24 protein-coding genes are annotated in these 25,501 nt (G+C 53.9%); 18 read left to right on the top strand and 6 right to left on the bottom strand.

Going from position 1 to position 25,501, the window contains the following annotated elements; all coding sequences use genetic code 11:
* Positions 1 to 6: 6 nt before the first annotated feature.
* The 3 genes from torC to G7G_RS22665 form a co-directional block, all read right to left on the bottom strand.
* A complete protein-coding gene (torC, locus tag G7G_RS0102140) occupies positions 7 to 1,194 on the bottom strand; it encodes a pentaheme c-type cytochrome TorC (RefSeq protein ID WP_010437837.1) in 1,188 nt (395 codons plus the stop codon).
* A 31-nt stretch (positions 1,195 to 1,225) separates the two neighbouring features.
* Positions 1,226 to 1,339, bottom strand: coding sequence for a nitrate reductase (locus G7G_RS24950; protein ID WP_420794970.1), 114 nt, complete (start codon positions 1,337 to 1,339; stop codon positions 1,226 to 1,228).
* A gap of 318 nt (positions 1,340 to 1,657) precedes the next feature.
* Complete coding sequence (locus G7G_RS22665) at positions 1,658 to 2,839, bottom strand: adenylate/guanylate cyclase domain-containing protein (RefSeq protein WP_010437839.1); 1,182 nt, start codon at positions 2,837 to 2,839, stop codon at positions 1,658 to 1,660.
* A gap of 194 nt (positions 2,840 to 3,033) precedes the next feature.
* Here G7G_RS22665 and G7G_RS0102150 point away from each other — a divergent pair, with 194 nt between their 5' ends.
* From G7G_RS0102150 to G7G_RS0102175, 6 genes are all read left to right on the top strand, one after another.
* Positions 3,034 to 4,566: a phospholipase D family protein gene (locus G7G_RS0102150; protein ID WP_010437840.1), complete on the top strand. Its 1,533-nt coding sequence runs from the start codon at positions 3,034 to 3,036 to the stop codon at positions 4,564 to 4,566.
* A gap of 631 nt (positions 4,567 to 5,197) precedes the next feature.
* Positions 5,198 to 6,364, top strand: a complete 1,167-nt coding sequence (locus G7G_RS0102155; RefSeq protein ID WP_010437842.1) for a reductive dehalogenase — start codon at positions 5,198 to 5,200, stop codon at positions 6,362 to 6,364.
* Positions 6,365 to 6,637: 273 nt separating this feature from the next.
* Complete coding sequence (locus G7G_RS0102160; protein ID WP_010437844.1) at positions 6,638 to 8,560, top strand: DUF3604 domain-containing protein; 1,923 nt, start codon at positions 6,638 to 6,640, stop codon at positions 8,558 to 8,560.
* 159 nt (positions 8,561 to 8,719) lie between these two features.
* Positions 8,720 to 9,550 carry a peptidyl-prolyl cis-trans isomerase gene (locus tag G7G_RS0102165; protein WP_010437846.1) on the top strand — a complete coding sequence of 277 codons (831 nt, stop codon included), beginning with the start codon at positions 8,720 to 8,722 and terminating at the stop codon, positions 9,548 to 9,550.
* Positions 9,547 to 10,536: a HupE/UreJ family protein gene (locus tag G7G_RS0102170; protein WP_029621646.1), complete on the top strand. Its 990-nt coding sequence runs from the start codon at positions 9,547 to 9,549 to the stop codon at positions 10,534 to 10,536. Before G7G_RS0102165 ends, G7G_RS0102170 begins: the two co-directional genes overlap by 4 nt.
* A 390-nt stretch (positions 10,537 to 10,926) precedes the next feature.
* Positions 10,927 to 11,115 (top strand): hypothetical protein, encoded by a 189-nt coding sequence (locus G7G_RS0102175; RefSeq protein WP_010437850.1) that lies wholly within the window; start codon positions 10,927 to 10,929, stop codon positions 11,113 to 11,115.
* Between the two features lie 264 nt (positions 11,116 to 11,379).
* Here G7G_RS0102175 and G7G_RS23630 read toward each other — a convergent pair whose 3' ends face one another.
* On the bottom strand, positions 11,380 to 12,456 hold the full coding sequence (locus tag G7G_RS23630) for a hypothetical protein (RefSeq protein ID WP_139056588.1): 1,077 nt from the start codon (positions 12,454 to 12,456) through the stop codon (positions 11,380 to 11,382).
* A 199-nt stretch (positions 12,457 to 12,655) separates the two neighbouring features.
* On the opposite strand from G7G_RS23630, the gene G7G_RS24500 reads away from it, so the two are divergent.
* From G7G_RS24500 to rpe, 4 genes are all read left to right on the top strand, one after another.
* Positions 12,656 to 13,246, top strand: a complete 591-nt coding sequence (locus tag G7G_RS24500) for a PepSY domain-containing protein (RefSeq protein ID WP_029621648.1) — start codon at positions 12,656 to 12,658, stop codon at positions 13,244 to 13,246.
* Between the two features lie 38 nt (positions 13,247 to 13,284).
* The gene (locus tag G7G_RS0102190) at positions 13,285 to 13,944 is read left to right on the top strand and encodes a response regulator transcription factor (RefSeq protein ID WP_029621649.1); all 660 of its coding nucleotides are present in this window, start codon (positions 13,285 to 13,287) and stop codon (positions 13,942 to 13,944) included.
* Complete coding sequence (locus G7G_RS22675) at positions 13,944 to 15,302, top strand: sensor histidine kinase (protein ID WP_010437855.1); 1,359 nt, start codon at positions 13,944 to 13,946, stop codon at positions 15,300 to 15,302. Before G7G_RS0102190 ends, G7G_RS22675 begins: the two co-directional genes overlap by 1 nt.
* Positions 15,303 to 15,482: 180 nt before the next feature.
* A complete protein-coding gene (gene rpe / locus G7G_RS0102200) occupies positions 15,483 to 16,172 on the top strand; it encodes a ribulose-phosphate 3-epimerase (protein WP_010437857.1) in 690 nt (229 codons plus the stop codon).
* A gap of 107 nt (positions 16,173 to 16,279) precedes the next feature.
* Here the strand turns inward: rpe and G7G_RS0102205 are convergent, their stop codons facing one another.
* On the bottom strand, positions 16,280 to 18,373 hold the full coding sequence (locus G7G_RS0102205; RefSeq protein WP_010437858.1) for a 3-hydroxyacyl-CoA dehydrogenase NAD-binding domain-containing protein: 2,094 nt from the start codon (positions 18,371 to 18,373) through the stop codon (positions 16,280 to 16,282).
* A 266-nt stretch (positions 18,374 to 18,639) separates the two neighbouring features.
* On the opposite strand from G7G_RS0102205, the gene G7G_RS0102210 reads away from it, so the two are divergent.
* The 8 genes from G7G_RS0102210 (at position 18,640) to G7G_RS0102245 (ending at position 25,251) form a co-directional block, all read left to right on the top strand.
* Positions 18,640 to 19,458 (top strand): cyclase family protein, encoded by an 819-nt coding sequence (locus tag G7G_RS0102210; RefSeq protein ID WP_010437860.1) that lies wholly within the window; start codon positions 18,640 to 18,642, stop codon positions 19,456 to 19,458.
* Between the two features lie 197 nt (positions 19,459 to 19,655).
* Positions 19,656 to 20,858: a 3-oxoadipyl-CoA thiolase gene (pcaF, locus tag G7G_RS0102215; protein ID WP_010437861.1), complete on the top strand. Its 1,203-nt coding sequence runs from the start codon at positions 19,656 to 19,658 to the stop codon at positions 20,856 to 20,858.
* A gap of 15 nt (positions 20,859 to 20,873) precedes the next feature.
* Complete coding sequence (gene paaA / locus G7G_RS0102220) at positions 20,874 to 21,866, top strand: 1,2-phenylacetyl-CoA epoxidase subunit PaaA (protein WP_010437863.1); 993 nt, start codon at positions 20,874 to 20,876, stop codon at positions 21,864 to 21,866.
* Between the two features lie 18 nt (positions 21,867 to 21,884).
* Positions 21,885 to 22,169: a 1,2-phenylacetyl-CoA epoxidase subunit PaaB gene (gene paaB / locus G7G_RS0102225; RefSeq protein ID WP_010437865.1), complete on the top strand. Its 285-nt coding sequence runs from the start codon at positions 21,885 to 21,887 to the stop codon at positions 22,167 to 22,169.
* Positions 22,169 to 22,927 carry a 1,2-phenylacetyl-CoA epoxidase subunit PaaC gene (gene paaC / locus G7G_RS0102230; protein ID WP_010437867.1) on the top strand — a complete coding sequence of 253 codons (759 nt, stop codon included), beginning with the start codon at positions 22,169 to 22,171 and terminating at the stop codon, positions 22,925 to 22,927. The genes paaB and paaC overlap by 1 nt, the downstream gene beginning before the upstream one ends.
* 6 nt (positions 22,928 to 22,933) lie before the next feature.
* Entirely contained in the window at positions 22,934 to 23,392 is a 459-nt protein-coding gene (gene paaD / locus G7G_RS0102235; RefSeq protein WP_010437869.1) for a 1,2-phenylacetyl-CoA epoxidase subunit PaaD, read from the top strand.
* Between the two features lie 14 nt (positions 23,393 to 23,406).
* Complete coding sequence (locus G7G_RS0102240) at positions 23,407 to 24,480, top strand: 2Fe-2S iron-sulfur cluster-binding protein (protein ID WP_010437871.1); 1,074 nt, start codon at positions 23,407 to 23,409, stop codon at positions 24,478 to 24,480.
* Positions 24,481 to 24,492: 12 nt separating this feature from the next.
* Positions 24,493 to 25,251: a Phenylacetic acid catabolic protein gene (locus tag G7G_RS0102245; RefSeq protein WP_029621651.1), complete on the top strand. Its 759-nt coding sequence runs from the start codon at positions 24,493 to 24,495 to the stop codon at positions 25,249 to 25,251.
* A 3-nt stretch (positions 25,252 to 25,254) separates the two neighbouring features.
* On the opposite strand, the gene G7G_RS0102250 is transcribed toward G7G_RS0102245, so the two are convergent.
* Entirely contained in the window at positions 25,255 to 25,467 is a 213-nt protein-coding gene (locus tag G7G_RS0102250; protein WP_010437875.1) for a hypothetical protein, read from the bottom strand.
* Positions 25,468 to 25,501: the final 34 nt, after the last annotated feature.

Consider the following 25,501-nt stretch of genomic DNA (forward strand, 5'->3'; position numbering starts at 1 on the left):
TTCTCCTCAATGAGAGCCGCCATAATCAGCGGAATGTTTTTGCAAATAGGTCAGCACCAAATTGGCCTGATCTTCATCCATGTTGGTAAAGCCGACCATACCGTTGAACTGTGCTGGCCAGGAATTGGTGCCAAAGTGATCTGGGTCCGGTTGTGCGTGGCAAGTCGAGCAATTTGAAGCATAGCTTTCCTCTGCCACAGTCCAAAGCTCATCTATCTCGTCCACGTATCCCTGTTTGTCTGACCAGAGGGTCACTGTAACAGGGGCCCAATCGAGCCCTGTCGCCTCATCCGTTTGGGGCGCAGAAGCCTCAACCAACTGTGCGTCTTGCGCGGTGTCCTTGGACAGAACCGCAACCCGAATATTGTGCCCAAACTCGTCAAATATGACGCGGCCAAACCCTTTATCTTTTCGCCACGCTTTCAGTGCAAACTGAATACGGTCGCCGCTTTCATCCAGAATTTCGACTGCAGCACCGAGGGTTAGGTTGCCTACTGGTTCCGTCGACTCTGCGCTGTCGTAAACGGGAATATCCCGAATGGCGAAGTAGTCTTCACCGACGGTTACACTTCCAGAATTTGCCTTGTTTTCCAATTTGGCCATGGCCGGGCTTCCGACCGCAACGTTGTCTGGCAAGTGATGGGCTATGCCTTTGTGACATTCGATGCAGCCGGTATTTAGTGCCGCTGCAGGTTCCATGTAAAACCGCGCTTCGGCCGACATAGCGTCCCAATCCATGCTGTCATAATCATGACAATTGCGACATTCGAGAGAGTTGTTTGCCTCCAGTCGAGCCCATTCGTGTTTTGCCAATTCTGCACGGCGCTCTTCAAACTTTTCACGGGTGTTTATGGTTCCAAATACAGCTGCCCACACCTCCTTCGAGGCTTGCATTTTTCTGGCAACCTTATTGGTCCACTCGTGTGGCACATGACAATCCGGACATGTTGCACGCACACCCGTACGGTTCTCCCAGTGGACAGTGGACTGAAGTTCCACGTAGACATTATCGCGCATTGCATGGCAGGAAACGCAGAATTCCTCTGTGTTGGTAAGCTCCATCGCGGTATTAAAGCCGCCCCAGAAAATTATCCCTGTAATGAAGCCGCCGAGGCTGATTACACCAAGACTAATCGTCGTAGCTGGGCGCGAAACCGTATTCCAAAATGATGACAATGTGGACTTCAGAGACATGAGAACGTGCTCCTCGGTTCATGTTCTGGGCTTATAGAGATCCAGTTGGTGGGCCGTAGATCATTTGCAGAATCCAAACGGTAAAACCGTAAGCTCCTACTCCCAGGACTGTAATGCCTGGCAATAATATCAAAGTAATAAACAAGAAGGACAGCCATTCGCGTCTGGCTGCGCCTCTCGAGCTGCTGACGGATTGGTCTGACATAGCTATCTCGCTCAGCTAAGAAAAATTCAATTATGGAAATATTAGTATCATAGATAAACTTGCCTGAAGCAAACGGCGCGTCGGAATGTCGCACAAAGAGGCCGACTTAACTTGCTGACTTTGAATATTATCCTTTGAAAAAGATCGGCTTTGGGCTCAACGCTGCCATTTTCCGCGACGAGCAAGATTGACCGCTCGCAGCCCTAAGCGGACCTTCAAAAATGCAAAGAACGATTGAAGTCCTAACAAGAGAGGGCATCACTTTGCTTGATCAAAGAGACTGATAACGCGAAAAATCTGCACAAGGCCACCGATGCCCTTCAGTTCCCGTTCCCCCAGTTCTTCGGTCTCCACATGTTGTTCTATGTCTAGAAGCGCCCGTTGGTTCAAAAGGATCTGCCCGTCGCTGGCAAAGTCGCAAAGCCTGGATGCGGTGTTCACAACTCCACCGATTGCGGTGTAGTCGGCGCGACCATGAAACCCGATAAGCCCAAGCGTCGCGTAACCACTACTGATCCCAATACCCAAACCCATCGCGTGCCCGAGTTTCTGCCAGGGTGCACGTATTCCCTCGAAGGCTTCGCTTATTTCTTTAGCCAGCCGCACGGCTTGCAGAACGGGCTGATCGCAGGGAACCGGATCATTGAAGAACACCATCAATCCGTCTCCGGCTCGGTATCCGATTGTTCCCTTGTGTTGTGCAACTAAATGGCCAACCTCATCGTGGAAATGCTGGAGAAGCGTAATGACATCTTCTGGCTCAATCGCCTCGGAAATCGCCGTGAAATTGCGGATGTCGCAGAATAGGCAAGCGATGTATCGACGATGAGTTTTAAGAAGCTCGTCAGAATTTTCTTCTACGACAAGCTCCGCAACCTGAGGAGCAAGGAATTGTTTGAGTCGTGCCAGCCTGTCAATCTCGCCTTCCTGGCGCTTTACCTTCTCGGTCAGTCTGTCGTTCAATGCCTCTATTTCATGTGTCTGGTTGCGAACCGTGTGGTTCAAAGCATCGAGTATAAAGTTCTGGTTTAGCAAAGCCGCGATCACCAGAAGCACATAGGCGAGCGCTTCGACACGTTCGTCATAGCCGAAGTACAGCGTGACAATCAGGATGACGGCAGCAATCCCTCCGAGGACGAGTGGAAGCTCCTTGGCATGCCGTTTCCGGTCTCTCCATAAGAAACTAACCGCCAATAATGCAAACACCCACATGAGCACCGCTTGCACATGAGGGTTTATGGAAAGCGCTTCATAACCAACCAAATAGGTCAGTAGAATCCCGGAATAGCACGTGGCCAAAGAAGCCAGAGCAGCCAAGACAGCTCCGATCCCGATTGGCATCGAAATTCTGAACTCCTCTGTTGCCACGCCGATACCGTCGTCCACGGCACGCGGCGAAGGTTCCGCGGCAGAGTCATTTCTGTGTTCGGGATCAGACATGGTTCTCGTTTGCGCTTGGCTGCTGGTAGAGTACGTTTGAATTGAGGTTGCGTCAAAATCACATACCTGCGTGGGGCAGTTGAGGGTTTCACCAAATCAACAACGACAAGCGAAACAACCTCATGCTTCACAGAACAAACTTGCAATCACCCGTCTCGGCGTAGTCACCTAGGATACAGGGATGGAGGAAGCTGATGACGCGATGGAAGTTTGTGGTTTGTGTTTGGTGCGCGCTGACTCTTGTTGCTTGCGCTCCAAAAACTCGCACTTATGAAAAGACGGTATCGGCCTCACTTCCGGCAAACTCGCGCACAGCTCTTAGTCAGGCAGCCAACCGGCTTGGCGATCCCAAAGACGGTCGGTCGGGGGTCAAGCTGATCAGTGACGGCGAAGAAGCGCTTGTTTCACGTTTGCTGTTAGCGGCTGCGGCTGAGCAAACGATAGACGCGCAATACTACCTGCTGCACAACGACCCAACGGGCCACCTTTTTGCAGCCAGTCTTTTGCAGGCGGCAGATCGGGGTGTTCGCATCCGATTGCTACTGGATGACATGGATACGTCCAGTTATGACGCGATGACGGCCGCGTTGGACAATCACAAAAATATTGAGATCAGGTTGTTCAATCCTTTTTGGCGAGATCAAAGCCTGTTGATCGCGGGGCTGACGGACTTCAAACGCATCAATCGCAGAATGCACAACAAATCAATGACGGCAGACAACGTGTTCACGATTGTGGGTGGGAGAAACATCGGTGCCGAGTACTTTCTCGCTCGGGAAGAAATGAACTATGCTGATCTGGATGTGCTGGCCGCAGGCCCCGTTGTGCGGGAGGTGTCGCGTAGCTTTGACTCTTACTGGAACAGCGAGTTTGCCGTTCCAGCTCGGGTGGTTGTTGGAGAACCTCAGGAATTTGACCTTGGTGATGCGCGAGTCAGGTTGAACGAACTGGTCGATGAAGCGAAGCAAACGCAGTATGGCGCGGCTCTCAGAAAGTCAGCACAAGAGAACTTCGCGGATGGAGCTCTGTCATTGGATTGGCTGCCTGCGAAGCTTTATGCTGATCCTCCGTCGAAAGCCGCTGGTCTCGAGAACTCAAGTCCCGTTCTGGCATCTCAATTGCTTCCGTACTTTGAGAATGCCAGCCGTGAGGTGAACATCGTCTCCGCCTATTTCGTGCCGCGCAACAAGGGTGTGAAATGGCTGACCGAACTCGAGTACCGTGGGGTCGAAGTAAAGGTTGTAACCAATTCACTTGCATCTAACGACGTCGCACCCGTTTACGCGCACTACGCCAAGAAACGCCGGGCACTTCTGCGCGGTGGGGTAGAACTCTATGAGCTGCGACCCGACGCCTATCAGGTCCAACGCCGGGGTATTAACTGGGCTCAATCCAGGTCAGGTCTACATTCCAAGGCGTTTGCAGTTGATGACCGATACTTGTTCGTAGGGTCATTCAACTGGGACCCACGTTCTGTCAACATCAACACCGAGATGGGAATTCTGATTGACTCGCCAGCATTGGCTACACAGACCATGGGTGCCTTGGACGACGCGCTACCCGCATACACATATAACGTGACGCTCGAGAAAGCTGGTCAGCTTAAATGGACGACAAAAGGCGATGATGGCAATGTAATTGAATACCAATCCGAGCCGACGGGATCGGCCTGGGATCACATAGTTGCTGGATTTCTAAGTATTTTACCAATTGGTTCGCAGCTTTAGGTTTTTTTGCAGATAGCCGACGCTACCAGAGAACTCCGGCCTGTAAAACGGCAGCTTTGGGTAGAAAACGCCTGTTGATCGTTTCCAGCCTGTCATTTGGTTTGTCCGATAGCTAGAATTTGCAAAGTCTGCCTTCCTGCGCATTGCCGTCCTTGGCGCGGACCGCAGCACCCGGTAACTTTGGGCTCGAAGCGGATGTTCAGTGATTTCAGCCTGATGTCTGCCATGCGGACACAATGGTCGGTCACCTCGGCCATTTCATTGCAGGGGTTGCACAGCGTTGGTCTCCGGGACAACCTTGGTCTTGAATTTACCCAAGCGGAGTGGCCATCTGTCGACCGCTTCAATCAATCAACTTCTAGAGTTCCTTCTTTATGGCCCTGCACGAACGCCCAAGGGCTACACATAGATAGCTTGTTAGGTGAAAAGTTTCGTTGCTGTTCGGCAAAGGCCAAATCCTACTCCCGCAACCAAATTCCAAACAACCCGTTCGATCTACAAACAGTCCACCAAACTGCTTGCTTCATGACCAATCCTCCTCAGCACCATAACCGGAAACTCACACGGGCAAATGTAAACGTTGCATCTGCTCCCCTTTGACAACTGACCTATCACGCGGCATCGTCTCGCAATGGGCTATCCCTCCAACCACCCCCAACGACCCGACGATGCTGCCGCAGGCATTGATGTCACCGATGACTTTGAGCGCTTCAATCAGCGTAATGATATATTTACCCGCGCTTTTTGGGATGAGCGTATCCGCAGCAATCAGACCGACGCCTTCTTTGCCTCGTACCGCATGGAAGCCATTCCGCGTCGTGGGGATGGTTTCACCCAACGCGACTTTGCGCTTAGAAACGCGGCTTGGTTGATTTCAGACTTGATCTCCGAAAGAGGAGGCGAGACCGGCAGGCGCGAGGGCTTCCAAGCCCCCATCAACAATGACACACCTGTGGCCCCGACACAGCACCCGATAGACGACCCTGTCGCGATGGCAAGGGAGGTCAAACGAATTGCGAAATTCTTTGGGGCCGATCTCTGTGGCATCACCGATATGGATGACCGTTGGCTTTACGCGGCCCGAGTTGACACTCGCGACTTCTCTGATGCGCCCAACGACCTGCCGGAAGGCATGACATCCGTCATCGTGATGGGCCATCAGATGGATGAAGACCTTGTGGCTACCTATCCGTCTGCTCTCGCGGGGGCTGCCACTGGACGCGAATACTCCCATGAGGCCAGTATCGTGATGCAGCTTGCAGCCTACATCCGTAATCTGGGCTATGAGGCCACAGCCTCTATGAATGACACCGGTCTCGTGATCCCTTATGCGATCAAGGCGGGCTTGGGAGAATATGCCCGCAACCAGATGGTGATAACACCTGAATATGGTCCGCGATTGCGGTTCTCCAAGATATTCACCAATCTTCCACTGGCACATGATCCCCCCAGGCCTTTGGGTGTACGTGCTTTCTGTAGCATTTGCACCAAATGCGCAGATGCCTGCCCGGTCAAAGCGCTCCCTTACGGAGCGCCGGAGACAACGGAGGATCCCTCGGCCATAAAGGGTGTGCGCAAGTGGACTTCCGACGCGGCTAGGTGCTTTGGGTTCTGGGCCAAACTGTCTTCCGACTGCGCAATTTGCATGCGCGTCTGTCCGTTCAACCGCGATTTTACGCTATGGCGTCATCGTTTCTGGTTGGCACTGGCGCTTTCACCCTTGCGTAGATTTGCCCTTTGGCTTGACCGTAACCGCGGCAAACGCGCCAAGCCGACCGATTGGTGGGAAAACCCCTGAGTTCAACATGAAATTTGGCCGATCACTGAAGCAATCGTTTAGCGGTCCGCTCCGGTGCTCCCCCGGACTGTTGGACACGTATTCAAGCGCGAAAGACAGCATTTTTGATCCGGGAACAAGGAGCCGACCGCCTCGAATACAATTAGCTCAAAGACTTAGCGGCAAAATTTTTTCCACGAGCCCCTCAGATATGATATCATAAAAATCGAATATATTGGAGTCACAAAAGACTCTGGGAACTCGCTGAGTATTTTTTGCTTTTTGGGAGGCACTATGTATCGAATTTCTGCTTGTTTTCTATCTCTTATTCTTGCGCCGACCGTTGTGCTTTCTGACGCGGTTCCAAGCGAACAGGCAGTCGAAGGGCTGTTTTCCAATCAACCATATTCGCCGTACGCACAGCGTTCTTTCCCCGAACGCCCGCTTTGGGGTGATACACATCTACATACCGGGCTGTCATTAGATGCGGGAGCATTTGGAAATACCCTGCTACCCGATGAAGCTTGGCGTTTTGCAAAGGGAGAGCAGGTCATTTCCTCCACAGGGCAGCCCGTAAGGCTGGCCAGACCATTGGATTGGATGGTTCTGACAGATCATACGGACCTCATGGGCTTTGCTCCGGATTTGCAGGCTGGGAAACCCGGTGTTCTGGCTGATCCAAAAGGGCTGGAATGGTACGAAGGCTACAAAGCAGGTGGCGAAGAGGCCGGGAAAGCAGCCTTCGACATAATAACCAATTTCTCGCAAATGACCCTGCCAGAAATTCTGTTGGAGTCTTACAGCCCCGGTGCCGACGCTTTTGCCTTTACCTGGGAACATATTGTGCTTGCGGCCGAGCGGCACAACGACCCGGGTAATTTTACTGCATTTATCGGGTTCGAATGGACTTCGGTGCCTAAGGGTTTCAACCTGCACCGGAACGTCATGCTGCGCGATGGGCCGATCCGTGCCTTGCAGATGGTGCCACCGGTCACACAACCACCCTACGGCGATACCGACCCAAAAGCGCTATATGCTTGGCTTGAAGAATATCAGGAGAAAACCGGAGGACGCGCAGTTGCGTTTGCGCATAACGGCAACCTTTCAAACGGGTGGATGTTCCCGACCGAAGATACCTATCACGGTGGCAAGGTCGACGCGGATTACGTAGCCGCCCGCGCAAAATGGGAGCCTCACTATGAAGTCACTCAAATCAAAGGTGACGGAGAAGCGCATCCGTTCCTGAGCCCAGACGACGAATTTGCGGATTACGAGAACTGGGACGTCGGCAATCTCGACATAACCGAGCTGAAGACCGATGACATGCTGGCAGGCGAGTACGCCCGAGAAGCTCTGAAACGAGGATTGCTGCTGGAAGAAAAGTTTGGCGTGAACCCCTATAAATTTGGCATGGGGGGCGCGACGGACAGCCATACGTCTTTGGCCACTGCCGAAGAAGACAACTTCTTTGGCAAGTCGGTCAGCGTTGAACCGTCAGCCTCGCGGATCAAGCACCCTTTCATTGCGAATGATCTCGGTGAAATACCGGGCGACCTTTTGGTGGCATCCGGATACACGGCTGTTTGGGCCACCGACAATACGCGTGCTGCGATCTTCGACGCGTTTAAACGACGTGAGACATACGCGACAACAGGTCCTCGGATCGGCCTGAGGTTTTTTGGTGGTTGGGATTTCAGTGAAGCTGATGTTGAGACCCGTTTTCTTGCTAATGTCGGTTATACCAAAGGCGTTCCAATGGGTTCGGACCTGCGCCCACGCGAGGGAGATGGTGCACCTTCATTCCTGATCGCTGCGCTGCGCGACCCAGTGGGTGCTAACTTGGATCGTGTTCAGGTGATCAAAGGCTGGCTTGATTCTGAAGGCGCCCTTCAAGAAAAGGTCTACGACGTTGCGTGGTCGGATGATCGTATTGCCGATGATAGCGGAAAGGTTCCCGCTGTGGGGAATACTGTGGATGTCGAAGCCGCCAGTTGGGCCAACACAATCGGTGCCTCCGAGCTTGTGACCGTTTGGTCCGACCCTGAATTCGACCCAAATGCACGGGTATTTTATTATGTGCGCGCCTTGGAAATTCCGACTCCGCGTTGGATACTGTATGACAAGCTGAGATATGGCATCGACTTGCCCGAGGATGCGGTGCTGACGCATCAGGAACGCGCGTATTCATCACCGATTTGGTACACGCCGGCAGAGTGATCAGCATTAATCACATTAGTATAAGTCGAGGTGGCGATTGTTACCTCGGCAGATGCCTATACTTCTGCAGCGCGACAAGAGCCCACTTTATTGCAAAAACTAACTCGCTGATGTCAGCATTGGTACGTAGAACCTGATGCATTTCACGCAGGAGCCTGCATGCGCCTATTGAAAGAACCTTTGTTCCATTTCTTCCTGATTGGGGCGGCTATATTCATTTGGTTCCATATCGTCGCGCCGGAAAATGAGACCACCGAAAATCTCGTGACAATATCAATCGACAAAGATGATGTCGCGCTTCTGGTTACTCAATTTGAGGCCAGGTGGAAACGCCAACCAAACGAAGCTGAACTGCAAGCTTTGATCGATGCATCAATTCGTGAAGAAGTTTTGGTCAGAGAAGCAAGAAAGCTTGGGCTGGATCGCGGAGATAGCGTGATCAGATCGCGGCTAAGCCAAAAGATGGATTTTCTTACTGAAGCGATTGCTGCATCAGTTACCCCTGAAGACGAAGATTTGGAGGCCTATCTTCAGAAGAACCGTGAAAGATACGCGACGTCCAAAAAGGTAGCCTTCAATCAGATCTTTCTTGGCGAAGCGCCAGGTGACGCTGCGATCGCAAACGCGTTGAGCACGGTGCGTGAGGAACAAGAGCTTCCTGAATTTGGGCGTTCAACATTACTGCCTGCCTCAATGCCTTTGACCGCAACTCGGGTTGTCGACTCGGTGTTTGGTGCCGGGTTTTCGAACGGTCTAACTGAACTCGAACCAGGTCAATGGGGAGGGCCGATCCAATCAGGTTACGGTGTTCATCTTGTTCAAGTGGTCGCTATCGAGCCTGCTCAAACACCGCCGTTATCAGAGATACGCAATGCGGTCCTACAGGATTGGCGTCGCACCATGAGTGCAGATCTGGCGCAAGCGCAATATGAGGCGCTTGCTGATGCCTATGAGATTGTGGTGCCCGATATCGCGGGACCAACCAAATGAGACATTTGGTCTGTATGTTAATTGCGTTGTTGTTCGTGTGGCCCGAAGGCGACGCCAACGCACATGCGCTTGATCCGGGATATTTGGAAATCCGTCAAATCGCATCAAACACATGGAGCGTTCATTGGCGAAAGCCCGATGTGAATGGTCAGCCAATGGCGATTGATGCAGTGCTGCCAAATGGTTGCGCTCCGTCACGTGGTCCGGAAGCAACACGTGACAGTCGGGCCTGGGTTTCATCATGGGTCATGGAGTGTCGTGAAGATATTGCGGGGAAATCCATTGCGATTGAAGGCTTGGAGGCACAAAGAAACGATGTTTTGGTGCGCTTGCACCCCTTAGAGGCCGCACCGACGACCCTTCGTCTCACCTCAGATACAGCAATCCAAACCATACCTCTTGAACAGACGACATGGTCAGTTTTCATATCCTATTTTCAATTGGGATTTGAACACATACTGGAAGGTTGGGATCACCTTTTATTCGTGTTCGCGCTGTTTATTCTGGTCCGAGAGGTCTGGAGACTGGTAGGAGCCGTAACAGCTTTTACACTAGCGCATTCAATAACTCTGGCGCTGGCGACCTTTGGTATTTTGAATGTTCCTGGGCCACCGGTCGAGGCAGTAATAGCGCTTTCAATCGTGTTTCTGGCAATGGAGATTGTCAAAGGTGGCGAAGGTCGCTTCCGACTTTCCAAGCAAAAACCGTGGATTGTTTGCTTTGGGTTTGGCCTTTTGCACGGCCTTGGTTTTGCAGGTGCCCTGGCAGAAATTGGACTACCACCAAACGATATTCCGGCAGCGTTGCTGGCATTTAATCTCGGTGTTGAGGCTGGTCAGATGAGTTTCATCGCTGCGCTGGCCCTCTTCACTGCGATTTGGCGCTTGTTTGCCTCGCCGACTGGTCGAGGACCGGTCGTACTCACCGCCTATGGCATCGGATCGGTTTCGATGTACTGGCTTATCGAGCGCTTAAGCGGTTTCTAGTGTCTACGACCCCAATCAAGAAATCACCCAAGAGGTGCGGGTCAATAAATAACACTGTAGGCTTGAACAAAGGACCACTCTCAGGGCGCTGAACACAACTAGACGATCCCGGAGGCCGACAATTCGAGAGAGCTGAGGCAAACGAGGGTCAATCAAGTAATTTAGCATAGCCTATTAAGACCATTGACAGATCGCAGTGAAGCAAAGGCACGCCCTGATCTGCGCAACAAACCCCGGCAAATGGTCATACTATCCCATTGTTTTCGTTTTGGGGACAACATTAACCGAACATGAACAATGTATTTTCGCGACGTTCAACCGAGATGAGGCATAGTGCTCTATAGAGTTGAACGAGCGAGTTGTCGTTCAATTGCAAATGAGGGGAAACGCATGATCAAGTCTGCCTTTATGACCGAAGAGTCCGACACTGTTTCTGTGATGCAAACCTCTGGCAGTATCGCTGCGGACAAGTTGCCAACCAAACGCTCTACAATCAGCGGTCGCTTCCCTCCTATCGAAAATGCACTAATAGAAATTGTAAAAAACAAGCGACTTTCTGAGGCGCAAACCAACGTCTGAAGGTAGTTCAGTCGACCCTTGTTCAATTCCTGATACTCGTCCTAAACAACGGAATTGACAACAGAATCCCGCCTAACTTAGGCGGGATTCTTTCGTTTGGTGCTAATGAAATCGTGGTTTGTAGCTCACAAAGCATAGTTCAATGCCGGTAAACCAAGGGGCGGCCATTCCGCTTCTGATGAAGTAAATGACCGCCCCGGCTTATGGTGCTTCCGTGAGTTGTCTGCACCGTTAGACAGTTTTTCCTGAGATTTGAGGCTTCGATTACAGACCCAGAAGCGACTTGACCTCTTCTTCCACGGCATCGGTAACAGGTTTGTTGGCCGCCGCTTCCAAGGCTTCGCGCTCGGCTAATTCTTGTTCTTCAACAAGTTCAACCAGTTCCCGAACCTCTTCTGTCGCTTCTTCATATTCTAACGCTGCCTGACGTTCCTCATTGAGGTCCCGCGCCTCCTCAATTGAACCTTCCAGATCCATCTGCGCTTGATCGAGCTGCTCTTCGATCACAGGGTCCGTTCCACCGGCATCCTCCAAAGCCTGTTCAAGTTCGTCAACAAGCTCTTGATTGGTTTGAACATCATCCAATGCGACTTCTAAATCTTCTTCGATCTCCGCGACAGTGCGCTCTGGTGGCTCCAGTCCGGTAAGCTCTTCCAACTGTTCTGCAAGATCCTCCCGCAAGAGATCTCCGGCCAGCACCGTGTCACGATATGTCGCTATTCTTCCGACACGTGAATTAGGTGAAGCATTGGCCAAGGCTGTCGCACTTGCGTTCGCAGCATTAAGTGCACCCAGTTCAGAAGGGTGGGCACCAAGAAGCGCCGCCACCCTGTTACCAGTGGGCCGAACTGCGGGGCGAACAGGTTCGTCGACAATCAAATTTTCTGTAGTCTGCTTGTTGGTCTTGGATAATTGCTTTCCACTGCTGGTGGTCGTGCGCGTCCTGGAATTTGCAGCGCCTTTTGCTTTGCCGCCTCCATTAAAAAGATCTTTTAGTGAAAATCGACCGCGGTTCTCTGAAGTGGAACGCGAAGACTTGCTTTTTGAACCGCCGAAAATGGACCCCCCGGATTTTCCAACTTTGCGGTTTCCGTCAGACCCTTTCTTATTGTTACTGGCTGAATCGCGATCGCCTTTGTCGGCACCACCATTGTTCCCGCTGTTCCCGTTTCCACCACCTTTTCCGCCACCCTGGCCGCCGCCATTACCCCCGCCGTTGCCTTTTCCTTCTTTGGCAATTGCAACATCTGGCATTGCGACTGTAACAACAACGGCGGTCGATCCCAGCAAAGCAATAGCCACCGCAGAAGCTTTTATAGGGCTGAGGATAGAGGTTTTCATATCGGTCTCCTTGATGGAACAACAGCGGCGCTTTAATCTATGAAATGGCGTGCTGTGTTCGAATGCTGCAATCCACGTGCGAATCATCTGATCTCTCAATCATTTAACTTGGGAGCGCTTGAACGCAGGGCTAACTGCTTGTTCATCACCGGTTCACGTCGATTGACGTATCTTCTGACCTGCAAGTGTGAGGAAGTAGATGCGTGTAGCGGTTTTATTGACGGTGGTAAGTTTGCTTGTTGCTATACCTGTTAAGGAAGCAGCCGCAGACGTCCGTGAGCTCAAACAGAGTGAACTGCGCAGGGCGACCCTATCGGGTAATACGATTCGGCTTGCACGGGTCATCAAAGGCGTCGCAAAAACCTACGGAGGCACCCCGGTCGATGCCCGCGCGTTTCAGGCGGGTGAGATCTATTATCGAATTCTTGTAAAAAAGCCGGATGGAAAAATCTTTAGCGTGATTGTGAATGCGCAGACGGGAGTTGTTGTGTCCAACCAGTCTGGGGTGGGTAACCAGATTTCGAATGCTGCGCGTTCCAATTCGACCAAAGCCAATAGCAATCGTGGTAACCGCAATGGGGCCGGATCAGCTGCAAATCGCAGTAAAGGGAATGCTGGTGGCAATGGAAATGGTCCCGGAGGCGGCGGAAATGCGGGTGGAAACAGCGGCGGTAACAGCGGCGGTAACAGCGGTGGTAATTCTGGCGGAAACGGCGGAGGTAATGCTGGCGGGAACGGCGGTGGAAATGGCGGCGGCAATTCCGGTGGGAACGGGAATGGCAGAAATTAGGGCTTAAACCAACGCGAATGTGCCTGTAGTTTTAAGATATGAGAATACTTCTGGCTGAAGACGAACCCCAGCTCTGCGAACAGATTAAAAAACTTCTGGGGGTCGAGGGTCATGTGGTGGATGTGGCCCATAACGGAACGGACGCTCTTCATATGGGCGCGACCGAACCATATGACATGATCATACTCGACATTGGGTTGCCTGAACGGGATGGAATTTCCGTTTTGCGTGAATGGCGCAGCTCAGGTGTTAAGACACCGGTATTGATACTGACGGCCCGTGACGGTTGGAGCGAGCGTGTCGATGGTCTTGATGCGGGCGCAGATGACTACATGACCAAACCGTTTCACATGCCGGAACTGGCCGCGCGTGTGCGGGCAATTCTGCGCAGGCAGAGTGGTCAGCTCAATCCGGTTATCGAAATGGGAGACGTCTCGCTGGATACCAGGAACGGGCGGGTCAGTGTCGCGGGGATTCCGGTTGATCTAACCGCGCAGGAGATCGCGGTTCTCACCTACCTTGCACACAACTTGGGGCGCATGGTTTCCAGAACCGAATTATCGGAACATATATACGAATACGACGGTGACCGAGATTCCAACACTATCGCCGTATTCATTACCCGGCTACGCAAGAAATTGGGGCCTGATCTCATCACTACGGTCAGAGGACGCGGCTATATGATCGATACCGCCTGATGCTATCGCTGCGCCATCGCGCCCTACTTAGCGGGCTGGCGTCTGCCACAGTGTCGGTAGGTGTCGGAACGTTGGTCGTTTTCTCCTACATTAATACGAGGGTGCTCCAGCAGTTTGATGAAACGTTACGCGACCGTCACACTCAGTTAGTTGTTGGACTAAGTGTCACCACCGACGCTCCGGATGTTCTGAGAGAGCTGATATTCGACCCCGCATATGGTACGCCTTATTCAGGCAGATATTGGCAGGTGACGAATAACAAAGGCGACATCTATACATCGGCCTCATTGTTCGACGAAACGATCGCAGAGCCCACGCGTACTGGCAACGAAGCAACCATTTGGAACACGCTGGGACCAGACGATGAAGCTGTTCGCAGCATTTATCAGAAAATCACCTTTGAAGACGGAACGGAATGGGGCGTGAGCGTTGCGGAAAGCAGGCTTGAACTGCTAAGCGAACGCCGGGCTGCACAATCAAACCTGCTTCCAGTCTTTGGGCTGGTTGGGCTGATTGGTGTTGCGGGCTCTCTTTTGTTGATGTCTGCGGTCATTGGCCCGCTCAGGAAATTGCGTGCTGACGTTGCCCATCGCTGGGACAACGGAGACGACCTGAAGCCGGATGATTATCCTGAAGAAGTATCGCCGCTTGTGGAAGACCTCAATCAGCTGTTGCACCGAAATCGCGAGATCGTTTCGAATTCTCGACGTCAGGCCGCAGATATGGCCCATGCACTTAAGACACCAACATCGATTCTCCGAAACGAGTTGTTGAACTTGTCGGAATCCGGATCCGATACCGGGTCCGCGGAAGAAGCGCTGGCACGTATAGATTCCCAACTTGGTCGAGCGCTTGCACGCATGCGTGCGTCAAATACCGCCGAATTGACCCATTCGCGAACGGATATCTCCAATTCGGTCGAGAGGCTGTCTAAATTTTTTTCAATTATGGCAGAGCGCGAAGGCAAATCTCTAACTTCAGACTACCAAGCCGGTCTTTGGGTCAGCATCGACACTCAGGACATTGAAGAGGTGTTGGGTAATCTTCTCGACAATGCCCTCAAGTGGTGCCGAACGACAATTCATATCTCGGCACATCGTGATGGGCGCAACATAAAAATCTGTATTGAGGATGATGGACCCGGCATTCCTGAAGAGGCACAATCAGCCGTACTACGATCTGGCGAGCGTCTGGATACCTCTGTCAGCGGGACTGGTTTGGGATTGGCTATTACTGTCGATCTGCTGAAGGCTTATGGTGGCACGCTTAAACTTGGCGTTTCGGAACGCCTCGGCGGTCTTGGTTGCGAAATACTGATACCTGAACGGAAGGACGACCGACATTTGAGTCGCATATAGATTTCACTTTTAGGTATGAAATCCCACTCCCGCTCTCGATAAATAGGATACTTATTCCGAGGCTTGGGTGAGCGGCGGCAGGTTAGGGGAGACTGGTAAGATTTTTGTATCTCGGGTCTACCGCTCCTTGCCCATCACAGATATATCCCCTCGCAACTGCATATCCGCATGAGGCCCGCCATGAACTTTGACCGTTCCATCAAGATCGCACCGTCGATCCTGTCGGCAGATTTCGCAAACTTCGGACAAGAGATTCAGGCCATTGAAACGCAAGGCGCCGATTGGGTTCATGTGGATGTTATGGATGGGCATTTTGTGCCCAACCTCACATTTGGCCCCCCGGCGGTCAAAGCATTCCGACCACATGTGAAGACGGTTATGGATGTGCATCTGATGATCTCACCGGTCGATCCATACATTCAGGCTTATGCCGATGCTGGGGCTGATGTGCTCACAGCTCATGTTGAGGCCGGGCCGCACTCGCATCGCACGTTACAGGCCATTCGCGCCACCGGGATGAAAGCAGGTATTGCCTTGAACCCGGGAACACCAGCTGAGGCGGTAGAGCATCTGCTGGATCTGACCGATCTGGTTTGTGTTATGACCGTTAACCCCGGTTTTGGCGGGCAAAAGTTCATTGATATGACCGCCAAGGTGCGCCGTTTGCGTCAGATGATTGGTGACCGCCCGGTGCATATCGAAATAGATGGTGGTGTCGATCCCAGCACCGCACCTCTGGTTGCAGCCGCCGGTGCAGATGTGCTGGTCGCTGGCTCGGCTGTTTTCAAGGGCGGGTCAGTTTCAAATCCGTCTGTTTATGGCGACAATATTCGTGCAGTTCGCGCAGCTGCTGAAGGTGTACTAAACTAATCCCAAACGCACCTGTCAGGTATTGGCGTTTCTTTGGAAACGCCTTCTCTTGCTCCGCCCGGCAACATTGGCAATTTCAATATCTGGCGGGCAAGGAGGCCTAGATCTCAACTTGCTTTGTTGAGATCGTCAAAACAACGACCTTCGGTTGCCAGTTTTTCAAGCAAAGGCGCGGGCTGCCAATAATATGGATCTTCTCCAGACCACCGGCGAATGTCATCCACCACGTCTGACAGTCCCTGCAAGTCGGCCCATTTCAATGGTCCGCCCCAATATCGTGGAAATCCATAGCCATAAAGCAGCGTGATATCCACATCCAGTGGTCTGCGGGCGATCCCCTCACCAACTACCTTTGCCGCCTCATTCACCATCGCAATCATATAACGACGCACGATCTCTTCGTCGGTGAACTCTCGTGGAGAGATACCTTTGGCGGCGCGCTCGGCTTCGATCAAAGGCATGATTTCAGGGTTGGGTTTTCGGCTTCGATTTCCCGGCTCGTAGACATAGTAACCTTTGCCGGTCTTCTGACCAAAATGCCCTGCTTCGCATAGTTTATCGGCATAGAAGCTTTCACGCGCGCGCGGGTCCAGGCCCGTAGCCCGTTTGCGTTTGCGCGCGGCCCAACCGATGTCTAGCCCGGCAAGGTCGGATACCGCAAATGGCCCCATTGCAAATCCAAATCTGGTCAACGCGGCATCAATCTGAAAAGGGCTTGCCCCATCCAGAACCATGTGATCCGCGCAGGTTCGGTAGGCGTTGAGAATACGGTTACCGATGAAACCGTCGCATACGCCAGCCCTGACGGACACTTTCCCTAACCGTTTGCCCAAAGCAAATCCTGTCGCAATAACTTCGGGCGCAGTGTGGTCCGCAACAACGATCTCAAGCAGTTTCATCACATGTGCAGGTGAGAAAAAGTGCAGACCGATCACGTCACTGGGCCTGCCTGTGGATGCTGCAATTTCGTTCAGGTCGAGATATGAGGTATTTGTTGCCAGCACGGCACCGGATTTACAGGTCGCATCCAGTTTTGCAAAAACCTGTTTCTTGATCTCCATATCCTCAAAAACGGCTTCTATCACCAAATCAACGCCACTCAGCCCATCATAGTCCGTGGACAGGGTTATCCTATTCTCCAGAATTTCCTCTTGCGCGTCTGGGCTCAGCTTCCCCCGTTTCACAGCACCCGCCAGATTTGCTGCGATCCGGTCTTTTGCAGCCTTGGCTGCGTCCACCGACATTTCAAGCAATACAACCGTAAGCCCCGCCAGCAGAGCGGATGTGGCGATGCCTGCGCCCATCGTACCCCCTCCGACAACACCTATCTGATGAAGCTCGCGGGGGTTGATCCCTTGCAGTTCCGGGAGTTTGGAGACAGCGCGCTCAGCAAAGAAGGCATGGATCAGCCCTTTTCGCTGATCTGACGCCATCAGCTCGGTGAACAGTTCCCGTTCGCGAGCCTGTCCTGCTGCAAAATCATGGGCTTCACAGCTGGCTTGCACAGCACGCACGGCAATCGCAGGCGACAGCTGCCCCCGTCCTTTCTTCAATACGGCATCATAGGTCGCGTCAAAGTCGATCGGCGTCGGTTTAGCCATTTCGCAGACAGGTCGGCGCGGTGCGCCCGTTTCAAGTAGATCTCGTACGAAGGCCAAACCAATCTCGCGCGGATCTCCGTCCTGCACCTTGTCCAGCACGCCCATCTGTAACGCTTCAGAGGCCTGCACATGGCGGCCTGTCGTTATCATTTCCAATGCGGCCTCGACGCCAGCGACCCGTGGCAATCGTTGGGTTCCACCCGCGCCGGGGATGATGCCAAGGTTGACCTCAGGTAGCCCGACTTTTGTTAATGGGGTCGCAATACGGTAGTGACAGGACAGTGCAACCTCAAGCCCGCCGCCAAGGGCTGTTCCGTGTAGAGATGAAACCACCATAAGCGGTGATGCTTCAATGCGATCGCAGAGCGCGGGTAACCAAGGATCCTGCGGTGGCTTGCCGAATTCGCGAATATCAGCGCCGGCAAAATAGGTCCGCCCCTCACCGTAAATCAAAACGGCCTGTACGCCATCAGCTTCAGCACGCTCAATCCCTGCCAGGAGGCCTTGGCGTACTTCTGCACCCAGAGCATTTACCGGCGGGTTATTCGCCGACAAAACCGCGATGTCGCCCACTTTTTCATAGCCAATTACCTGGGACATTTGTTCCTGCCTCCTGAAAAGATATGCGTTGTGGTCCATTCAACCCGATTTGCCACGCAGTCAGAGACTGAACCGTACTGAGACAGTATTCAACCCTATAATCGACCAACCGTTCGGTTTTTGCGCTACGGTCGCAGCGTTACGAACATGTGAAACGCACTTCATCAGCGTCGGGCTAAACTGAACTTAAGGGGGCTGAATTGGACTCAGTCAAGCATGTCGGGCAGTATTCCGCTGTCGGTGTCATTTAATAAGGGAGCTACAAGATGTGTGATGTATGCGTAATGAATGCGGTAAAAGATCGGATGCTATCTCGGCGTTCTTTCTTTAACGCCGGGGCCGCAATGGTGGCTGGAACCGCACTAAGCTCGGCTGCGACGACACCTGCAATGGCGATGGGCCATGGCGAAGTCGTAGACATGACACATATATATGATGCTGATTTTCCGACCTATTTTGGCGAACCCGGAATTGAGGCAACTCAAGCCTTCAACTTCAAGGACCACGGTTTCAATCTGTTCAATCTCGCTGTAAATGAACACACAGGCACGCATATCGATGCGCCGCTACATTTCTCGGCCGATGGTCAGTCGGTTGATGAAATTCCTGTATCCAATCTGGTATGCCCACTTTGCGTAATTGATATCGCTGCGCGGGCAGCAGAGGATGCGGATGCTCAGGTTACGCCTGACGATCTTGAGGCCTGGATCTCTGCAAACGGTCCGATCCCAGACGGCGCTTGCGTCGCGATGCATTCAGGGTGGGGAGCTAAATCCGCAACGCCAGACTTCCGCAACGCAGACGCCGAAGGCAAAATGCACTTTCCGGGTTTCCATGTCGAAGCCGCACAGATGCTGATGGATGGCACAGGCGCTGTTGCCTTGGCGGTGGATTCCCTATCCCTCGATCACGGACCATCAGCCGATTTTGCTACTCACTACGCGTGGCTACCTACGAACAGGTATGGCATCGAAAATCTTGCAAACCTGGACAAAGTGCCAGCCAGCGGAACGACATTGATTGTGGGTGCGCCAGCTCATCGCGGGGGGTCTGGCGGTCCGGCCCGCATATTTGCGATGGTCTGAATTTCGTCGTCATTCATGCCAATTATTGAAGCCCGCAAATCTGCGGGCTTTAATAATTTAGGAGCCCTAATATGTTACCATTATCCTCTAAAACTTAAAATCATGTTACATTTTACTTGCTGCGAATCGCGGTGTTGCTTATTAACCGACCTATCGGTCACTTAATCACGCGATATAATTCTCGGAGCCCTCGCCCAATGGACGCCTTTATCTGCGACGCGCAGCGCACACCAATCGGACGGTATGGCGGCAGCCTCAGCCAAGTTCGCACGGATGATTTGGCAGCGATCCCGATTGCTGCGCTGATAGCGCGAAACCCTCAGGTTGATTGGACAGGCATAGACGACGTGATCTACGGCGACGCCAATCAGGCTGGGGAAAGCAACCGCAACGTGGCGCGCATGGCGGCGTTGCTGGCGGGGCTGCCGGTGGATGTGCCTGGAACGACCATCAACCGACTTTGTGCTTCTGGGATGGATGCCGTGGGTATGGCGGCCCGCGCGATCCGCGCCGGGGACTATGACATGGCCATCGCCGGGGGTGTTGAAAGCATGTCGCGCGCACCATTTGTGATGCCCAAAGCGACGTCCGCCTTCTCGCGCGCGAATTCAGTCTACGACACAACGATCGGCTGGCGTTTTGTGAATCCCAAGATGAAGCAGGAATTTGGTATCGACTCGATGCCCGAAACAGCAGATAACGTAGCGGAAGCTTACGGTATCAACCGCTCCGATCAGGATGCGTTTGCCGAACGCAGCCAGGCCCGCTGGGCCGCGGCGCACCAGACCGGGGTGTTTCGGGAGGAGATCACCCCGGTCACAATCCCGCAACGTAAGGGCGATCCTGTGGTGGTCGACACGGATGAACATCCGCGTCCTGGAACCACAGCCGAGAAACTGTCGGGCCTGAAGGGCATCAACGGGTTGGATAAGACCGTCACGGCTGGGAACGCTTCGGGCGTAAACGACGGCGCGGCGGCGATCTTGATGGCGAATGAATCCGCAGCGGCAAAGAACGATCTGACCCCAATTGCCCGCGTTGTCGGAATGTCCGTTGCCGGGGTTGAGCCGCGCGTGATGGGCATCGGCCCTGTTCCAGCCAGCCGCAAGGTACTGGCCCGCGCGGGTCTCAGCATCGATCAGATGGATGTGATAGAATTGAATGAGGCATTTGCCTCGCAAGGCCTTGCCACGCTTCGCGAACTGGGGGTGCCCGATGATGCGCCCCATGTAAATCCGAACGGAGGCGCCATTGCGATCGGGCATCCGCTTGGGATGAGCGGCGCAAGGTTGGTTATGACCGCTGCTTATCAACTGCGCCGCACGGGCGGGCGCTATGCGCTCTGCACCATGTGCGTCGGGGTAGGGCAGGGTGCTGCACTTATTCTTGAACGCGTGTAAGGGAGGAGACCTCACATGTACGCTCAGATGATCAAGACAGCCGGAACAGGCGTAAAATCCCGCGAGGAGATGACCGAGCAGGAGCGCGCCTTTCAGGACAAGATCGACGCCGATATCAAGATCGAGCCCAAAGACTGGATGCCCGATGACTATCGCGCGACCCTTATCCGTCAGATTGGCCAGCACGCGCATTCCGAGATTGTCGGCCAGTTACCCGAAGGCAACTGGATCACGCGCGCTCCAACACTGGAGCGTAAGGCGATCCTATTGGCCAAGGTGCAGGATGAGGCCGGGCATGGGCTGTATCTCTATTGTGCGGCCGAAACGCTGGGCGTCAGCCGGGACGAGATCACCGAGATGCTGTTGGATGGCCGCATGAAGTATTCGTCGATCTTCAACTACCCGACACTGAACTGGGCTGATATCGGCGCGGTCGGATGGCTGGTCGATGGGGCCGCGATCATGAATCAGGTTCCACTGCAGCGGACATCCTTTGGCCCCTATTCACGCGCGATGATCCGCATCTGCAAGGAAGAAAGCTTTCACCAGCGTCAGGGCTATGACGCGATCCGCAAGATGGCGGAAGGCACGCCGGAACAACGCCGGATGGCGCAGGATGCGATGAACCGGCTTTGGTACCCGTCGCTGATGATGTTCGGGCCTTCCGACAAGGAATCGGTCCATTCCGCCCAGTCGATGGCTTGGAAAATCAAGATAAACACCAATGACGAGCTGCGCCAGAAATTCGTGGATCAGACCGTGCCACAGGCCGAATATCTGGGTCTGAGCATCCCTGACCCTGACCTGAAATGGAACGAAGCGCGGGGCCACTACGACTACACCGACCCCGACTGGTCCGAGTTCTTCGATGTGATCAAGGGCAATGGCCCCTGCAATGTCGATCGTTTGGCCGCGCGTAACAAGGCGTGGGACGATGGAAAATGGGTGCGTGACGGCCTGCTGGCCCATGCCCGCAAGAAACGCACACGCAATCTGGCGGCAGAGTAAACCCAAGGAGGATACCAAATGAACAACGAATGGCCCCTGTGGGAAATCTTCATCCGCGGTCAGCATGGGATGAGCCATCGCCACGTCGGCTCGCTGCATGCGCCTGACGCGGAGATGGCGATCAAGAATGCGCGGGATGTGTACACCCGCCGCAACGAAGGCGTGTCGATTTGGGTGGTTGAAGCCAACAACATTTCGGCCTCTTCGCCTAGCGACAAAGGCCCGCTTTACGAGCCCAGTGAGAGCAAAGTGTACCGTCACCCGACCTTTTTCGACATTCCCGATGAAGTGGGGGCAATGTGATGACCCGGGACGAAGCAATCCTGCAGTTTCTGCTGCGGATGGGGGATAATACCCTGATCCTCGGCCATCGCGTTAGCGAATGGTGCGGCCACGCGCCGGTGCTGGAGGAGGATATCGCGCTGGCCAACACTGCGTTGGACCTGATCGGTCAGACCCAGATGTGGTTGGGCCTCGCCGGTGACATCGACGGCGGCAAAAGCGCCGATGACCTGGCCTTTTTGCGCGACGCATGGGACTTTCGTAATGTGTTGCTGGTCGAGGTCCCGAATGGCGATTTCGGGCGCACTCTGATGCGCCAGTTCCTGTTCGATGCGTGGCATTCGATCATGCTGGGGCGATTAATGAAATCATCCGACGAGCGGGTCGCGGCGATTGCTGCCAAGGCCAGCAAAGAGGTCACCTATCACCTTGAACGCTCTGGCGACACGGTTGTCGGGCTCGGCGATGGAACCGAAGAAAGCCACGCCCGGATGCAGGAGGCGCTGGACTATCTCTGGCCCTATGTAGGCGAGATGTTTGCCAGCGATGATGTTGATGCTGAGATGGTTGCGGCGGGGATTACTCCGAACCCGGCATCTCTGCGAGCAGAATATGACGCTCTGATCATGCGGGTTCTGAGCGAGGCAACGCTGACCATTCCCGAAAGCCGCTTTGCCCATAAAGGTGGGCGTGACGGGCGGATGCATACCGAACATCTGGGCCATTTACTGACACAGATGCAGTGGCTTCAACGCGCCTATCCCGGCGCCTCTTGGTAAGAGCGCATGAGGGCCTCGACTGATCAGGTATGGGAGTGGCTGGACGCTGTTCCCGACCCCGAGATCCCAGTGATCTCGGTCGTCGATCTGGGCATTGTGCGTGATGTGCAGTGGGACGATGACACGCTGTTGGTCACAGTTACCCCGACTTATTCGGGCTGCCCGGCGACTTCGGTGATCAGCATGGATATCGAAACCGCGTTGCGTGATCACGGGATTGACGATTTGCGGATCGAAACAAGCATTGCGCCCGCGTGGACCACCGATTGGCTCAGCGACAAGGGCCGTGCTCGGCTTGAGGAATACGGCATCGCTCCGCCCCAGCCCGCTGGCGGACCCGAACGTTGCCCACTTTGTGGCAGCAAAGCGGTCGAGAAGGTCAGCCAATTCGGCTCGACCCCGTGTAAGGCCCATTGGCGCTGTACCGACTGTTTGGAACCTTTTGACTATTTCAAGTGCATCTGAGGGAGGATCACCGGATGGCACGCTTTCACGATCTGGAAGTCACCGACATTCACAAAACCATCCGCGACGCGGTGGTGGTGACGTTGAAACCGGTGAACGGCTCGGCTGAGGAATTCGATTTCACCCAAGGCCAATACCTGACCTTCCGTCGCGATTTCGACGGGGAAGAGTTGCGCCGATCATACTCTATCTGCGCTGGTAAGGATGAAGGCATTCTGCAGGTCGGCATCAAGCGCGTCGATGGCGGCGCGTTCTCAACCTGGGCCAACACTGACCTGAAGGTGGGCGACACGGTTCAGGCGATGCCGCCGATGGGTAGCTTTCACACCGCGATCGATCCGTCCGCCGAAAAGCAGTATCTGGGCTTTGCTGGTGGGTCAGGTATCACCCCGGTTCTGTCGATCCTGAAAACCACGCTCGCCCGGGAGCCGCATTCACGCTTCACATTGGTCTATGCCAACAAGGGCGTAAACACGATCATGTTCCGAGAGGAACTTGAGGATCTCAAGAACCTCTATATGGGGCGCTTGAACGTGATCCACATTCTGGAAACGGATGCGCAGGAAATCGAGTTGTTCACCGGTTTGGTCACGCAAGAGAAATGTGCCGACCTGTTCGAACACTGGATCGACATCAAGAATGTCGACACAGCCTTTATTTGCGGCCCCGAGCCCATGATGCTGGGCATCGCTTCTGCCCTGCGTGCACATGGGCTGGATGATGGACAAATCAAATTCGAGCTTTTCGCCAGCGCCCAACCCGGTCGGGCCAAGCGCAAGGTAAGTGGTGCGGACACGGCGTCTCAGGCCAACCAGACCAAGGCCTCGATCACAATGGACGGGGCAACGCAGTCAATCACCATGCCCAAGGATCAATCGATCCTTGATGCCGCATTGGAGAATGCAATGGACGCGCCTTACGCCTGCAAGGCCGGGGTGTGCTCGACCTGTCGTTGCCGGCTGCTTGAGGGTGATGTTGAGATGGTCGCCAATCACGCTTTGGAAGATTACGAGGTCGAAAAAGGATACGTCCTGAGCTGTCAGGCTTATCCGCTGACCGACACCGTGGTCGTGGACTACGATCAGTAGACGGAGGGAATGATGGCTGAAGACATGACAATCGAGAGCTATCTGGCCGCCGGTGGCGTCCTGAGCAATCCAACCAATGTTCCGCCACGCTATCGCGCAGAACTTATGAAGCTAATGGCGACCTTCGTGGATAGTGAGCTGGCAGGTGCTGCGGGCTTTGCCGACATCATCAATCAGGGCCCCGGCATCAAGGAACGCATCGCGGCGGCAAAGATTGTGTTGGAAAAGACCGACAATGCAGATCGTGTGCTGAAAATCATGGGCGAGTTCGGGGCCAACACTGATCGCTATGCAAACCATCACCCCTGGACCACGCGTCTGGATCGCGATGCAGATATTGGGGCCACCCGGTCTGAACATGATATGCGACTTGCGGTGTTCAACTATCCCATCGAAGGGTGGGAGGACGCTGTGGTGATGAACCTGCTGATGAGCCAGGCGGTTGCAGTTCAACTCGCTCAATTCTCTCAGATATCTTATCAACCTCTAGCCGAAGCCTTCCGGGATATCGCTCCGATCGAGGCGCGCCATGGAGAACTGGCCCTTGAAGGCGCGCTCAAGCTGATCGAACAGGGGAAGGCTGCCGAGATGCAGGCGTCAATTGACTATTGGTGGCCCCGCGTGGCGGCCAGTTTTGGGGCCGGGGGTGCGGAGAAAATCGAGACGCTGCGCAAGCTGGGGCTACGACAACTGACCGGAGCCGAGATGAAAGATCAGTGGGTGGCGAAGGCGACTGAGCAGGTAGCGAATCTGGGGCTAAAAGCGCCCTGACCTTCAGGGCTGACGCTTGCGGCTGAGCAATCCGTATTTCACGGCCAACCCACGCAGAGATCGCCGTTTGCGTCGGTCCTTCTTCGCTGATTGTGTCTGCGCGCCAGCCTTCCGGTTGAATTCAAACACATCAATCACGCGTTCGGCGCAACCACAGGCTTCGCCCAAACCCACTTTGGCGAAATAGAATTTGTCGAAACGATCAGGGCTTTGCATGGGCGACCTCCGCCCCCATTCAAACCCATTTGAG

The sequence above is a fragment of the Ruegeria conchae genome, from assembly GCF_000192475.1.
GTDB classification, from domain to species: Bacteria; Pseudomonadota; Alphaproteobacteria; order Rhodobacterales; family Rhodobacteraceae; genus Ruegeria; species Ruegeria conchae.

Coding starts and splice junctions, on each gene's coding strand:
- rpe (WP_010437857.1), top strand. CDS start 15,483: ATGAACTTTGACCGTTCCATCAAGATCGCACCGTCGATCCTGTCGGCA.
- G7G_RS0102155 (WP_010437842.1), top strand. CDS start 5,198: ATGGGCTATCCCTCCAACCACCCCCAACGACCCGACGATGCTGCCGCA.
- torC (WP_010437837.1), bottom strand. CDS start 1,194: ATGTCTCTGAAGTCCACATTGTCATCATTTTGGAATACGGTTTCGCGC.
- G7G_RS24500 (WP_029621648.1), top strand. CDS start 12,656: ATGCGTGTAGCGGTTTTATTGACGGTGGTAAGTTTGCTTGTTGCTATA.
- paaA (WP_010437863.1), top strand. CDS start 20,874: ATGTACGCTCAGATGATCAAGACAGCCGGAACAGGCGTAAAATCCCGC.
- G7G_RS22665 (WP_010437839.1), bottom strand. CDS start 2,839: ATGTCTGATCCCGAACACAGAAATGACTCTGCCGCGGAACCTTCGCCG.
- pcaF (WP_010437861.1), top strand. CDS start 19,656: ATGGACGCCTTTATCTGCGACGCGCAGCGCACACCAATCGGACGGTAT.
- G7G_RS0102250 (WP_010437875.1), bottom strand. CDS start 25,467: ATGCAAAGCCCTGATCGTTTCGACAAATTCTATTTCGCCAAAGTGGGT.
- G7G_RS0102170 (WP_029621646.1), top strand. CDS start 9,547: ATGAGACATTTGGTCTGTATGTTAATTGCGTTGTTGTTCGTGTGGCCC.
- paaB (WP_010437865.1), top strand. CDS start 21,885: ATGAACAACGAATGGCCCCTGTGGGAAATCTTCATCCGCGGTCAGCAT.
- G7G_RS0102150 (WP_010437840.1), top strand. CDS start 3,034: ATGACGCGATGGAAGTTTGTGGTTTGTGTTTGGTGCGCGCTGACTCTT.
- G7G_RS0102165 (WP_010437846.1), top strand. CDS start 8,720: ATGCGCCTATTGAAAGAACCTTTGTTCCATTTCTTCCTGATTGGGGCG.
- paaC (WP_010437867.1), top strand. CDS start 22,169: ATGACCCGGGACGAAGCAATCCTGCAGTTTCTGCTGCGGATGGGGGAT.
- G7G_RS0102175 (WP_010437850.1), top strand. CDS start 10,927: ATGATCAAGTCTGCCTTTATGACCGAAGAGTCCGACACTGTTTCTGTG.
- G7G_RS0102190 (WP_029621649.1), top strand. CDS start 13,285: ATGAGAATACTTCTGGCTGAAGACGAACCCCAGCTCTGCGAACAGATT.
- G7G_RS0102205 (WP_010437858.1), bottom strand. CDS start 18,373: ATGTCCCAGGTAATTGGCTATGAAAAAGTGGGCGACATCGCGGTTTTG.
- G7G_RS22675 (WP_010437855.1), top strand. CDS start 13,944: ATGCTATCGCTGCGCCATCGCGCCCTACTTAGCGGGCTGGCGTCTGCC.
- G7G_RS0102245 (WP_029621651.1), top strand. CDS start 24,493: ATGGCTGAAGACATGACAATCGAGAGCTATCTGGCCGCCGGTGGCGTC.
- G7G_RS0102240 (WP_010437871.1), top strand. CDS start 23,407: ATGGCACGCTTTCACGATCTGGAAGTCACCGACATTCACAAAACCATC.
- G7G_RS0102210 (WP_010437860.1), top strand. CDS start 18,640: ATGTGTGATGTATGCGTAATGAATGCGGTAAAAGATCGGATGCTATCT.
- G7G_RS23630 (WP_139056588.1), bottom strand. CDS start 12,456: ATGAAAACCTCTATCCTCAGCCCTATAAAAGCTTCTGCGGTGGCTATT.
- G7G_RS0102160 (WP_010437844.1), top strand. CDS start 6,638: ATGTATCGAATTTCTGCTTGTTTTCTATCTCTTATTCTTGCGCCGACC.
- paaD (WP_010437869.1), top strand. CDS start 22,934: ATGAGGGCCTCGACTGATCAGGTATGGGAGTGGCTGGACGCTGTTCCC.